A 12,187-nucleotide genomic window follows, 5' to 3' on the forward strand; every position below is an offset into this window, starting at 1 on the left:
ATGGCAAGACGGGGTAAGAAAAAAGGCCGTCCGGTTTCCGGTTGGGTTATTTTCGACAAGCCGAAAGGTATGGGATCGACCGAAGCGGTCTCGAAGATTAAGTGGCTGTTCAACGCCGAGAAGGCCGGCCATGCCGGTACGCTCGACCCGCTCGCATCCGGCATGCTGCCGATTGCTCTGGGTGAAGCCACCAAGACCGTGCCTTATGTCATGGACGGAACCAAGGTTTATCGTTTCACGGTGACCTGGGGCGAAGAACGTTCGACCGACGATCTTGAAGGTCAGGCGACCAAGACCTCTGACAAGCGCCCGTCGCGTGAAGACGTCGAAGCCCTGTTGCCAAACTATACCGGCCTCATCTCGCAGATTCCGCCGCAGTTCTCCGCCATCAAGATCGACGGCGAACGCGCCTATGATCTCGCCCGCGAAGGCGAAACGGTCGAGATTCCGGCGCGCGAAGTCGAAATTGATCGTCTGGAGATTGTCGAATTCCACGACGACAACCGCACGTCATTCGAAGTTGAATGCTCCAAGGGCACCTATGTGCGCTCGCTGGCGCGCGATATGGGCCGCGATCTTGGTTGCTTCGGCCATATTTCCGAACTGCGCCGCATCGAAGTCGCTCCGTTCACGGAAGAAGATTTCGTCACGCTGACAGAACTGGAAGCCGTCTGGCCGCCACTGCCGCCGAAGGACGAGGATGGCAACGTGGTCGAAACTGCGCCGCGCCGCGATTTTTCCGGCCTCGACGCTCTGGTGATCGATACGGGCGCAGCACTCGACTGCCTGCCGCAGATTCCGCTGACCGACGAACAGGCGCAGCGTGTTCGCCTCGGCAATCCGGTTATCCTGCGTGGCCGCGATGCCCCGCTGGAAGCCGATGAAGCCTGTGTCACAGCGCGCGGAAAGCTGCTCGCCATCGGCTATATCGAGCATGGTCAGTTCAAGCCGAAGCGTGTTTTCACGGCTAACTAAAAAGTCTTCGCAATTGCCGGGGCATATTTGATGCTGGCATTCTTGCCGTTTTTGCACTATATGCCCCATCAGCGATCATGCAGAAATGCAGATCAGATCGTGTAAGTTGGCCCGCGCTGGACGACATCCCGGCCTGGGCGTCTGTTTTTCCTCTCATCAAGAAAGGGTTTACGATGTCGATTACTGCTGAGCGTAAGCAAGCACTTATCAAGGAATACGCCACCAAGGAAGGTGACACCGGTTCTCCTGAAGTTCAGGTTGCCGTTCTTTCCGAGCGTATCGCCAACCTCACCGAACACTTCAAGGGCCACAAGAATGACAATCATTCGCGTCGCGGCCTTCTGAAGCTGGTTTCGCAGCGCCGTCGTCTTCTTGACTATGTCAAGGGCGTGGACGCAGCGCGCTACCAGGCGCTGATCGGCCGTCTCGGCCTGCGCCGCTAACGGTAAATCGGGCGACGTCACAAGCGTCGCCCGTTTGATTTGAGCATTCTGAGGAAGAGCGGATAGCCGCTTTCCAAAAGAGAATGCGAGAGTATCGGGCGAATGCCCACTGGCATGAGACGGCGCACAAGGTGCATTCCGTCATGCCGATGACGAGCCATAAGGCTCATGACCTGGACCAGTCATGGGGCAGGATTGCAGGTAGTTCGGCGGGTATGATCCCAAAAGTTGCAGACTTTTCGGATGAGAGGATACCCGGGACAAGTATGATCCCGAAAAGTGGGAACCGGTTTTCGGGATCATACTATCAAGCTGAGCTTCCCGTTGTCTTGCCCGTGGCCTGTCCGCCAACCCGGGAGATGCCTTAGCGCTTTGCGCGGCGTCTCCATATGAGGACAAGATATGTTCAATACCCACAAAGTGGAAATCGAATGGGGCGGTCGTCCGCTCACGCTCGAAACCGGCAAGATCGCCCGTCAGGCTGACGGCGCTGTTCTGGCAACCTATGGCGAAACCGTCGTTCTGGCGACTGTCGTTTCTGCCAAGGAACCAAAGCCGGGTCAGGATTTCTTCCCGCTGACTGTCAACTATCAGGAAAAGACCTACGCTGCCGGCAAGATCCCGGGCGGTTTCTTCAAGCGTGAAGGTCGTCCGAGCGAAAACGAAACCCTCGTTTCGCGCCTGATCGACCGCCCGATCCGTCCGCTCTTCGTTGATGGCTACAAGAACGACACGCAGGTTGTTCTGACCGTTGTTCAGCACGACCTCGAAAACAACCCCGACGTTCTGTCGATGGTTGCAGCTTCCGCAGCACTGACCATTTCCGGCGTTCCTTTCATGGGCCCGATCGGCGGCGCGCGCGTTGGCTACATCAACGGCGAATATGTTCTGAACCCGAATATCGACGAAATGCCGGAATCGAAGCTCGATCTGGTTGTTGCCGGTACTGCCGACGCAGTGCTGATGGTTGAATCGGAAGCACAGGAACTTTCCGAAGAAGTCATGCTCGGCGCCGTTGTTTTCGGCCAGAAGGGCTTCCAGCCGGTAATCGATGCGATTATCAAGCTCGCTGAAGTTGCTGCCAAGGAACCACGTGATTTCCAGCCGGAAGATCTGTCGGACCTCGAAGCCAAGATGCTGGCCGTTGTCGAAGGCGACCTGCGCGACGCTTACAAGATCACCGAAAAGCAGGCTCGTTACGTTGCTGTTGACGCCGCAAAGGCCAAGGCGAAGGCTCACTTCTTCCCTGAAGGCGTTGAAGAGCCGGAAATGTCGCCTGAGCAGTTCGCGACCATTTTCAAGCATCTGCAGGCCAAGATCGTTCGCTGGAACATTCTGGACACTGGCAGCCGCATTGATGGCCGCGACCTGAAAACCGTTCGCGCAATCGTTTCGGAAGTTGGCCTTCTGCCGCGCACCCACGGCTCGGCGCTGTTCACCCGCGGTGAAACGCAGGCAATCGTTGTTGCCACGCTCGGCACCGGCGAAGACGAACAGATGATCGATTCTCTGACCGGTACGTACAAAGAATCCTTCATGCTGCATTACAACTTCCCGCCATACTCGGTCGGTGAAACGGGTCGTATGGGTTCGCCAGGCCGTCGTGAAGTTGGTCATGGCAAGCTCGCATGGCGCGCTATCCACCCGATGCTGCCTGCTGCCGACCAGTTCCCTTACACGATCCGTTCGGTTTCCGAGATCACCGAATCCAACGGTTCGTCCTCGATGGCGACTGTTTGCGGCACCTCGCTGGCTCTGATGGACGCAGGCGTTCCGCTTGCACGTCCGGTTGCCGGTATCGCCATGGGTCTGATCAAGGAAGGCGACCGTTATGCTGTTCTTTCCGATATCCTCGGCGACGAAGATCACCTCGGCGACATGGACTTCAAGGTAGCCGGTACTGATAACGGCATCACCGCACTTCAGATGGACATCAAGATCGACGGTATCACCGAAGAGATCATGAAGGTCGCTTTGGAACAGGCCAAGGGCGGTCGCGTTCACATTCTCGGCGAAATGGCGAAGGCTCTGTCCACGTCGCGTGAAGAACTCGGCGAATTCGCTCCGCGCATCGAAGTGATGAACATTCCGACCGACAAGATCCGTGATGTTATCGGTTCGGGCGGCAAGGTCATCCGCGAAATCGTGGAAAAGACCGGCGCCAAGATCAACATCGAAGACGACGGCACGGTGAAGATCGCTTCGTCGAACGGCAAGGAAATCGAAGCCGCCAAGAAGTGGATCCACTCGATTGTTGCTGAGCCGGAAGTCGGCGAAATCTACGAAGGTACGGTCGTCAAGACCGCTGACTTCGGCGCTTTCGTAAACTTCTTCGGCCCGCGTGACGGCCTGGTTCACATCTCGCAGCTCGCTTCTGACCGCGTTGCCAAGACCACCGATGTGGTCAAGGAAGGCCAGAAGGTCTGGGTCAAGCTCATGGGCTTCGACGAACGCGGCAAGGTTCGCCTGTCGATGAAGGTCGTCGATCAGGAAACCGGCAAGGAAGTTGCCCAGGAAAAGAAGGCAGAAGCAGACGCTGAATAAGCTTTGCATCTTCTTTGAAATCGAAAAGCGCGCCTCTGGGCGCGCTTTTTTGTTGTTTCACGGTATTGAACGGTGTCGCGCGGCCTTTTCCGATGCGATCTTGCGGGGTAAAGAACGATCATGATGACACCGGCACAGAAAACACTTTTCCTTCCCTTCGAGCAGGGCATTCTCGATATGCCCGAAGAGGGGCAATCCTTTCTCGCTTGCGGCCTTTCCGCCGACCGGCTCCTCGACCCGGAATGGAAAGAGGTTCTGACTTGCCTGCAGCCATGGCGTCCCGATTTTCTGGCGCTCGGCAAGGAAGGCTTTCGTGCAGAGCCGAGATTGACCACAGAGAGCCGTTTTGACGGCGGGCTACTTCTGCTCGGAAAACACCGTGGACGCAACGAGGCGTGGTTCTCCGAGCTTCTGGCGCGTGTTCAGCCCGGCGGGTGGATTGTCGTCTGCGGTGAGAAGAAGCTCGGTGTCGATAGTTTCCGCAAATGGGTGGGCAATATCGCAGAAATCAGCGACCGCATGTCCAAGAACCACGCCGTCTCGTTCTGGCTTCAGCGTCCCGCCGATCTGGATGATGATTTCATCGCCGCTCTGCGCCCTCTCGAAAGTGCAATCGACGATGTGTTCCGCACGGAACCGGGCATGTTCTCGCATGGTGCCATCGACAAGGGCTCGGCGCTGCTGGTGCCGCATATGGAAAAGATCGTGTTCGGCAATGTTGCGGATTTTGGCGCGGGCTGGGGCTATCTCGCCGCGCAGAGCCTGAAATATGCCGACCGTCTCAAGTCCATCGATCTGTTCGAGGCAGATTACGAGGCGCTGGAGGCTGCGCGCGGCAATCTGGAGCGTCTGGGCGCGTCAGTGCCAATTTCATTCAACTGGTTTGATATTACCAGTGAGAAGGTGACCGGTATCTACGACACGGTCATCATGAACCCGCCATTCCACGAAGGGCGCGTGACCGATGTTTCGCTTGGCCAGAGCTTCATCTCGGCGGCGGCGTCGCGCCTGAAGCCCGGCGGACGCCTGCTGATGGTCGCCAACCGGCAACTGCCTTATGAGGTGACGCTCAAGGGGCTGTTCAAGTCGGTGACGACACTGGAAGAAGCAGACGGGTTCAAAATCTTCGATGCGAAGAAGTGAAACAAAAAAGCCGCCCCGAAGGGCGGCTTTTTTAATTCCGAAATACTTAGAGCGGTTCCGTTTAATATGGAAACGCGGAGCCGCTCTATCTATTTATTTTTACGCATTATCCTACGCAAAACCGCTACGCACTTTTGCTGGAAATGCTCTATTCGCCGCGTTCGGCGTCAGAGCTTTTCAGCTCTTCCAGTGTCGGCATCGAAACGATGTTGTAGCCTGAATCCACATAATGGACTTCGCCGGTCACGCCGCTCGACAGGTCGGACAGCAGATAGACAGCCGATTTACCCACATCGTCGATATCGACGGTGCGGCGCAGCGGAGAATTGCGGCGCTGATAGCTGAAGATCGCGCGTGCATCGCCGATGCCTGCACCAGCCAGCGTGCGCACCGGGCCAGCCGAAATGGCGTTGACGCGGATGCCCTGCGGGCCGTAATCGGCAGCCAGATAGCGAACCATGGCTTCCAGAGCCGCCTTGGCAACACCCATGACATTGTAATTCGGGATGGTACGGGTGGAGCCGCCATAGGTCAGCGTCAGGATCGAGCCGCCGTCCTTCATGAGCTTTTCGGCGCGCTGTGCCATTTCCGTGAAGGAGTAGGCGGAAATCACCATGGTCCGGCTGAAATTATCGCGCGTGGTGACGTCTGCGTAACGGCCCTTCAGTTCGGTCTTGTCGGAAAAACCGATGGCGTGAACGATGAAATCGAGCTTGCCCCACTTCTTCTCGATCTCGGCAAAAACCGCGTCGACCGTTGCAATGTCTTCAACATCGCAAGGCAGGACGAGGTCAGAGCCGACCTGCTCAGCCAGCGGCTTCACGCGCTTGCCCAGCGCATCGCCCTGATAGGTGAAAGCCAGTTCTGCACCCTGTGCGGCGAGTTGCTTCGAGATGCCCCATGCCAGAGAATGATTATTCGCGACCCCCATGATGAGGCCGCGTTTTCCTTGCATCAAACCTTCCATATTCCCCTCTCCCTCAGCTCTGGTAGCGCTGGAAAACCAGCGTCGCATTGGTGCCGCCAAACCCGAAGGAGTTGGAGAGCACGGTATTGAGCTGAGCATTATCGATGCGCTTGCGGACGATAGGCATGTCCGCGAAGGCAGGGTCCAATTCTTCGATATGCGCGCTTTCGCAAATGAAATTGTTGTGCATCATCAAAAGCGAATAGATCGCTTCCTGCACGCCCGTTGCGCCTAGCGAATGGCCGGTCAGCGACTTGGTCGCGGCAATTGGCGGGCAGGCGTCGCCCGAGCCGAACACCTGACGGATAGCGTCGATTTCCGGCGCATCGCCAGCAGGCGTCGAGGTCGCGTGCGGGTTGATGTAGTCGATCTTGGTCTTGACGGTCGAAAGCGCCATCTTCATGCAGCGGATCGCGCCTTCACCGGACGGTGCGACCATGTCGTAGCCGTCGGAAGTTGCGCCATAGCCGACGATTTCGCCGTAGATCTTTGCGCCGCGCGCAAGCGCGGTTTCGAGGTCTTCCAGCACCAGAACACCGGCGCCGCCTGCAATCACGAAGCCGTCGCGATTCTTGTCATAGGCGCGCGATGCAGTGGCAGGCGTGTCGTTATATTTCGTCGCCATCGCGCCCATGGCGTCGAACAGCACCGAAAGCGTCCAGTCGAGATCTTCGCAGCCGCCCGCAAACATGCGGTCCTGCTTGCCATACTGGATCATCTCGAACGCATTGCCAATGCAATGGTTGGATGTCGCGCAGGCCGACGAGATCGAATAATTGATGCCCTTGATCTTGAAGAAGGTCGCCAGCGTCGCAGATGCCGTGGAGCTCATGGCTTTCGGCACAGCAAATGGACCAACGCGCTTCGGGCCCTTTTCACGGGTGATGTCAGCGGAATCAACGATGGTGCGGGTCGAAGGACCGCCCGAACCCATGATGATGCCGGTACGGTCGTTGGAGACTTCGTCGTCCGAAAGACCTGCATCGGCGATCGCCTGATCCATGGCGATGTGATTCCAGGCCGTGCCGCGACCGTGGAAGCGCATGGCGCGACGGTCCACGAGGGATTCGACATCGATTTTCGGAGCGCCGTGCACCTGGCAGCGGAAACCCAGTTCGGCATATTCTTCCGCGCGCGAGATGCCGGATTTGGCTTCGCGCAGCGAGGCCGTCACCTCTTCGGTGTTGTTGCCAATCGAGGATACGATCCCCATACCCGTTACGACCACACGCCGCATCGCGTTCTCCTTTACACCCTTGCTCGTCGAGCGGCAGTCGATTGGGTCAGGACTGCCTCGTCGCCGTTACATAGGTGCGATCTTCGCATGTTTTGAGCGCGGCCGCATGAAAACTGTTCATTTTTTTGCCGTCGCGCCCGTGAATGATGGTGAATTCAGGCGATGTTTAAGCGTCGCCGTCCTTTGAAAGGCCGACACGCAGATCGGTGGCCTTGTAGATCACTTCGCCATCGGCCTTGAGCCAGCCATCGGCGGTGCCGAGCACGAGACGTCCGCGCATGACGCGCTTGAAGTCGATGCCATATTCGAGAAGCTTGGTGTGCGGGCGCACCATGCCCTTGAATTTCACTTCGCCGGTCGAAAGCGCCATGCCGCGACCCGGTTCACCGAGCCAGCCAAGGAAGAAGCCGGTCAGCTGCCACATGCCGTCGAGGCCGAGACAGCCCGGCATGATCGGGTTGCCCTGGAAATGGCACGGGAAATACCAGTCATCGGGGCGCACGTCGTATTCGGCGCGGATGTAGCCCTTGCCGAACTCGCCGCCGGTTTCGGAAATATCGGTGATGCGGTGCACCATCAGCATTGGTGGCAGGGGAAGCTGGGCATTGCCGGGGCCGAACATCTCGCCGCGCCCGCAGCTGAGGAGTTCTTCATACCCGTAGCTTGATTTCTGTTCTGCCATTTCGCCTCCCTTGAGGTTTATTCGATATCGGCCAGCAATCCGGCCCGGTTGTCATTTGGAACGGTTTTAGCGCAAACGCCCAAACCGCTCTATCTCTTTCTGGTCGTCAAGTCGGAACACCCCTATCACAGACTGGTTCCCGTACAAAACCTTAGCGACCATAAAAATATGCAATGGATTTTCCCGAAAAAACGGGCAAACTCCAAGCCTATTGATACTTATTTCGCAACGGCATATATCAATGTCAGTATGCAATGGGCAACAGCCCGTTCAATCTTTGACGAATTTGCTACAAGCTTGTAACGGAACCAACGGTGAATATGCAGTCTACACATACCCACTCGACGGTCTCTATGGAAGAACGGCTCCGCGATGCAGGCCTGCGTCCGACGCGCCAGCGTGTTGCGCTTGCGAGCATGATCTTTGCGCAAGGCGATCGCCACCTGTCCGCTGAAGACCTCCACGAACAGGCGGTCATGGCCGATGTGCCGGTGTCTCTTGCCACCGTTTACAACACATTGCACCAGTTCACGGAAGCCGGAATGCTGCGCATCATCGCGGTGGAAGGCTCCAAGACCTATTTCGACACCAATATTTCGGACCATCAGCACTTCTTCCTCGAAGGGGAAAATGTTGTGTTCGATATTCCGCATGGCGAGCGTGGTCAGCCAACCGTCGCCAACATGCCGGACGCGCCGGAAGGCATGGAAATCGTCAATGTCGATATTATCGTCCGCCTTCGTCGCAAGACGCAGTAAGGGATTGATCCTTAAACGGTTTTGAGAAAGCGGCTTCGGCCGCTTTTTTGTTAGCTGCCACAAAGTTCTTGCCAGAATGATGAAAAACGGCTTGAATAAAACGGTTCCGAAACAATCCTTTGCTTGCAGGATAACGGATGCCGGTAGAGTTGAAGCCGATACAGGCGCTGACATTGTTGAAGACCCTGTCGCTGGGGCAGGTGCGCGATGAGATGCCCGATCTTACGACGCGGCAGACAGCTATTCTTCTGACGATCTATCTGGAGCCGCCGCCGCATACGGTGCGCGGGCTTGCGGCAAAACTGGATGTCACGAAGCCGGTGATCACCCGCGCCCTCGATACGATGGGCGCGCTGGACCTTCTATCCCGTCATCGTGATGAAAAAGACCGGCGAAATGTGCTAGTTAAGAGGACAGTCGCCGGTGCGCTTTATGTTGAACGACTGGGCGATCTGGTGATCGCCAAAGCCAGAGAGTTACCTTTATGAGTGTCCGCCAATGAGTCTCAATGTGACCACGCTCGACCGCCGCCTCAATGCCTATCGCGCCGATCTCGCTGATGAGCGGCTGACCGACAAGGTGGACGCTGCCCGCTTTATAGCCGGAACCGAGATGCAGGTGACCGCGCCGGTCGTGGATTTGCGCAGCGAACCGCGTCCCGACAGCGGACCCCAGACACAGATCATTTATGGCGACACGGTGCGCGTCTTCGAGGAAATGGACGGCTGGTGCTGGGTGCAGGCCGAACGTGACGGCTATACGGGCTATGTCTCGGCCTCATTCATCGAGAAACCGCGGGGCGAGGCCACGCATATGGTCATCGTGCCGCGAACCTTTGTCTATCCCGGATCGGATTTGCGCTTCCCGCATACGCAGGCGCTGTCGCTCGGCTCTCGCGTGCGGATCGTTGGTTCGGCTGAAACGCGCGGCACCCAATATGCGGTGCTGGAAAGCGGCGAGGCGATGATCGCAAGCCATCTTGCGCCTATCGGGCAACACGCCACGGATTATGTGGCAGTGGCGGAAACGCTGCTGCACACGCCGTATCTGTGGGGCGGCACGTCGGGCTTCGGCATCGATTGCTCCGGTCTCGTGCAGCTTTCCATGTGGGTGGCTGGCCGCAAGGTTCTGCGTGATTCCGACATGCAGCAGAATGCACTGGGCACGGTTCTGGAGCCGAATGCGGATTATTCCAATCTCCAGCGCGGTGATCTTGTGTTCTGGAAGGGGCATGTCGCGATCTGTGCTTCGCCCGACATGCTGATCCATGCCAGCGGCCACACCATGACGGTGACGCTGGAACCGTTGCAGGATGCGATCAAGCGCATCGCTTATCTTTACGATCTGCCGACGCTGATCCGCAGACCCTGATTGCGCTGTAAATGCTTTAGAGCGCATCCCGAAAAGTGTGAAACGGTTTTCGGAAAAGATGCGCGTTAAAACAAAGAATTAGAGCGCCGATCTGATTCAATCAGATCGAAACGCGCTCTAAACAGGTCCATGAAAGGTCGGGCCGATGACGGGAAACAGGATATTTCAGAGTGCAGGCTTCGTGGCCGTGGTGCTTGGTCTTGCTGTTCTCATCCCTTCAGCGGTGTCGTCCGAAAGGATAGCGCGCGTGACCATTCCCGCTTCGCCTGCTGCCTTTGCCGAGGTCAACGGTATCGAAATGTATTACCGGATCGTCGGCAAGGGGCCGCCGATCCTGCTGGTGCCGGGCGGTCTCTCCGACCAACACGTCTGGGACGCGCAATTGCCGATCCTGGCCCGTCATCATACGGTAATCGTTGCTGACAGTCGCGGGCAGGGACGCTCGACCCGCACCGACGAACCGCTCACTTACGGCCTGATGGCTGACGACTATGTGGCGCTGCTCGATTTCCTGCATATCGACAAGGTCGATCTGGTTGGCTGGAGCGATGGCGGTATTATCGGGCTGGATATCGCCATGCGATACCCTGAGCGGTTGAAGAGCCTTTTCGCGCAGGCTGCCAATGTCACGCCGGAGGGCAATACCGGCTATATCGAGGCGCGGGCCGAGGGACGCCCGATCCCTGAGCTTCGCCATTACGAAAGCATCGACAAGGAAATTCACGCGCTTTGGGCGAATGAGCCGAACTATACCGATGAAGATCTGTCACAGATCGCCGTGCGTACGGCCATTGTGATCGGCGATCACGATACGGCCATCACGCGGGAACATACGGAATTCATCGCCAGCCAGATTCCCGGTGCCGAACTGATTATCCTGCCTGATTCCGGCCATGGCGTGCCGGTGGAAAATCCCCGGCTTTACGCTCACACGGTCCTGAAATTCATCGATGGAAAAACGAACAGCCGAATTTAAACCCGATTGGGAAGAACCCTGTCCGGCGTCCGGTGCCCGTCGACGAAGGCCTTGATATTGATGATGACCTTGTCGCCCATATCGATGCGGCCTTCAATCGTGGCGGAGCCCATATGCGGCAGCAGCACGACCTTGCCCTTTTCCGCAAGTGCCAGCAGGCGCGGATTGACGGCTGGTTCGTTCTCGAACACGTCCAGTCCCGCACCGGCGATCCGGCCTTGCTCAATCAGATCGATCAGGGCGTTTTCATCGATGATCTGACCGCGCGCCGTATTGACCAGATAGGCCGTCGGCTGCATCAGCGCGATGCGACGGGCTGATAGCAGGTGAAATGTTGCGGGCGTTGAAGGGCAATTGACCGAGATAATGTCCATGCGGGCCAGCATCTGGTCGAGGCTGTCCCAATAGGTCGCTTCCAGCTCTTCCTCAACCTGCGGGCTGACGCGCTTACGATTGTGATAATGGATCGACAGGCCGAAAGCTTTGGCGCGGCGAGCAACGGCGGTTCCGATGCGCCCCATGCCGACGATGCCGAGGCGCTTGCCCCAGATGCGCCGTCCGAGCATCCATGTCGGCGACCAGCCCGGCCATTTGCCGTCGCGCTCGTTGAGCACATTCGCGCCTTCAACGAGGCGGCGTGGTGCCGAAAGCAGCAGCGCCAGCGTCATATCGGCTGTATCTTCGGTCAGGACATTGGGCGTATTGGTCACGGTGATGCCGCGCTTTGCGGCTGCTGCGACATCGATATTGTCGACGCCATTGCCGAAATTGGCGATCAGCTTGAGATTGGGTCCGGCTTGCTCGATGGCGGCAGCGTCGATCACATCCGTGATGCAAGGCACAAGAACATCAGCTTCCTTTAGCGCGGCGATGATTTCCGGCTGGCTCATACGGTGATCGTCTATGTTGAGACGTGCATCGAACAGTTCCCGCATTCGGGTTTCCACCGGGTCCGGCAGTTTTCTCGTAAGAACGACCAGCGGCTTCTTTTTGTTCGACATCTCCACCCCGTTTTTTGAGCCTGTTTCCGGGCAAACTTATATGCTGAAGCTTCATGTTGAGACCTCCTTAACCAAGAAGGCGCAATATGG

At 57.4% G+C, this 12,187-nt stretch carries 12 protein-coding genes; 8 read left to right on the top strand and 4 right to left on the bottom strand.

Annotated elements, in window-relative coordinates:
• From truB to FHW03_RS01485, 4 genes are all read left to right on the top strand, one after another.
• Positions 1–975 (top strand): tRNA pseudouridine(55) synthase TruB, encoded by a 975-nt coding sequence (gene truB / locus FHW03_RS01470; protein WP_182519039.1) that lies wholly within the window; start codon positions 1–3, stop codon positions 973–975.
• Positions 976–1,148: 173 nt separating this feature from the next.
• A complete protein-coding gene (gene rpsO, locus FHW03_RS01475; protein ID WP_078337732.1) occupies positions 1,149–1,418 on the top strand; it encodes a 30S ribosomal protein S15 in 270 nt (89 codons plus the stop codon).
• A 402-nt stretch (positions 1,419–1,820) separates the two neighbouring features.
• Positions 1,821–3,962 (top strand): polyribonucleotide nucleotidyltransferase, encoded by a 2,142-nt coding sequence (pnp, locus tag FHW03_RS01480; RefSeq protein ID WP_182519040.1) that lies wholly within the window; start codon positions 1,821–1,823, stop codon positions 3,960–3,962.
• A 120-nt stretch (positions 3,963–4,082) separates the two neighbouring features.
• Complete coding sequence (locus FHW03_RS01485; protein WP_182519041.1) at positions 4,083–5,105, top strand: class I SAM-dependent methyltransferase; 1,023 nt, start codon at positions 4,083–4,085, stop codon at positions 5,103–5,105.
• A 148-nt stretch (positions 5,106–5,253) separates the two neighbouring features.
• On the opposite strand, the gene fabI is transcribed toward FHW03_RS01485, so the two are convergent.
• The 3 genes from fabI to fabA all read right to left on the bottom strand — a co-directional run bounded on the left by fabI (position 5,254) and on the right by fabA (position 7,991).
• Positions 5,254–6,072 carry an enoyl-ACP reductase FabI gene (fabI, locus tag FHW03_RS01490; RefSeq protein ID WP_078337735.1) on the bottom strand — a complete coding sequence of 273 codons (819 nt, stop codon included), beginning with the start codon at positions 6,070–6,072 and terminating at the stop codon, positions 5,254–5,256.
• 13 nt (positions 6,073–6,085) lie between these two features.
• Positions 6,086–7,309: a beta-ketoacyl-ACP synthase I gene (gene fabB, locus FHW03_RS01495; protein ID WP_182519042.1), complete on the bottom strand. Its 1,224-nt coding sequence runs from the start codon at positions 7,307–7,309 to the stop codon at positions 6,086–6,088.
• A 166-nt stretch (positions 7,310–7,475) separates the two neighbouring features.
• On the bottom strand, positions 7,476–7,991 hold the full coding sequence (fabA, locus tag FHW03_RS01500) for a 3-hydroxyacyl-[acyl-carrier-protein] dehydratase FabA (protein ID WP_182519043.1): 516 nt from the start codon (positions 7,989–7,991) through the stop codon (positions 7,476–7,478).
• 320 nt (positions 7,992–8,311) lie between these two features.
• On the opposite strand from fabA, the gene irrA reads away from it, so the two are divergent.
• The 4 genes from irrA to FHW03_RS01520 all read left to right on the top strand — a co-directional run bounded on the left by irrA (position 8,312) and on the right by FHW03_RS01520 (position 11,096).
• A complete protein-coding gene (gene irrA, locus FHW03_RS01505; RefSeq protein ID WP_138784028.1) occupies positions 8,312–8,749 on the top strand; it encodes an iron response transcriptional regulator IrrA in 438 nt (145 codons plus the stop codon).
• 137 nt (positions 8,750–8,886) lie between these two features.
• Positions 8,887–9,237, top strand: coding sequence for a MarR family winged helix-turn-helix transcriptional regulator (locus tag FHW03_RS01510; protein ID WP_182519044.1), 351 nt, complete (start codon positions 8,887–8,889; stop codon positions 9,235–9,237).
• A 10-nt stretch (positions 9,238–9,247) separates the two neighbouring features.
• Complete coding sequence (locus FHW03_RS01515; RefSeq protein WP_182519045.1) at positions 9,248–10,120, top strand: NlpC/P60 family protein; 873 nt, start codon at positions 9,248–9,250, stop codon at positions 10,118–10,120.
• 145 nt (positions 10,121–10,265) lie between these two features.
• Positions 10,266–11,096 (top strand): alpha/beta fold hydrolase, encoded by an 831-nt coding sequence (locus tag FHW03_RS01520; protein WP_182519046.1) that lies wholly within the window; start codon positions 10,266–10,268, stop codon positions 11,094–11,096.
• Here the strand turns inward: FHW03_RS01520 and FHW03_RS01525 are convergent.
• Positions 11,093–12,097 (bottom strand): D-glycerate dehydrogenase, encoded by a 1,005-nt coding sequence (locus FHW03_RS01525; RefSeq protein WP_078337743.1) that lies wholly within the window; start codon positions 12,095–12,097, stop codon positions 11,093–11,095. The two genes, FHW03_RS01520 and FHW03_RS01525, sit on opposite strands and share 4 nt — an antisense overlap.
• Between the last annotated feature and the right edge of the window lie 90 nt (positions 12,098–12,187).

Source organism: Ochrobactrum sp. RH2CCR150, assembly GCA_014138095.1.
Taxonomy (GTDB): domain Bacteria; phylum Pseudomonadota; class Alphaproteobacteria; order Rhizobiales; family Rhizobiaceae; genus Brucella; species Brucella gambitense.

Excerpts from the sequence above, each read along its gene's own strand:
- truB (WP_182519039.1), top strand. The coding sequence starts at position 1 with ATGGCAAGACGGGGTAAGAAAAAAGGCCGTCCGGTTTCCGGTTGGGTT.
- rpsO (WP_078337732.1), top strand. The coding sequence starts at position 1,149 with ATGTCGATTACTGCTGAGCGTAAGCAAGCACTTATCAAGGAATACGCC.
- pnp (WP_182519040.1), top strand. The coding sequence starts at position 1,821 with ATGTTCAATACCCACAAAGTGGAAATCGAATGGGGCGGTCGTCCGCTC.
- FHW03_RS01485 (WP_182519041.1), top strand. The coding sequence starts at position 4,083 with ATGATGACACCGGCACAGAAAACACTTTTCCTTCCCTTCGAGCAGGGC.
- fabI (WP_078337735.1), bottom strand. The coding sequence starts at position 6,072 with ATGGAAGGTTTGATGCAAGGAAAACGCGGCCTCATCATGGGGGTCGCG.
- fabB (WP_182519042.1), bottom strand. The coding sequence starts at position 7,309 with ATGCGGCGTGTGGTCGTAACGGGTATGGGGATCGTATCCTCGATTGGC.
- fabA (WP_182519043.1), bottom strand. The coding sequence starts at position 7,991 with ATGGCAGAACAGAAATCAAGCTACGGGTATGAAGAACTCCTCAGCTGC.
- irrA (WP_138784028.1), top strand. The coding sequence starts at position 8,312 with ATGCAGTCTACACATACCCACTCGACGGTCTCTATGGAAGAACGGCTC.
- FHW03_RS01510 (WP_182519044.1), top strand. The coding sequence starts at position 8,887 with ATGCCGGTAGAGTTGAAGCCGATACAGGCGCTGACATTGTTGAAGACC.
- FHW03_RS01515 (WP_182519045.1), top strand. The coding sequence starts at position 9,248 with ATGAGTCTCAATGTGACCACGCTCGACCGCCGCCTCAATGCCTATCGC.
- FHW03_RS01520 (WP_182519046.1), top strand. The coding sequence starts at position 10,266 with ATGACGGGAAACAGGATATTTCAGAGTGCAGGCTTCGTGGCCGTGGTG.
- FHW03_RS01525 (WP_078337743.1), bottom strand. The coding sequence starts at position 12,097 with ATGTCGAACAAAAAGAAGCCGCTGGTCGTTCTTACGAGAAAACTGCCG.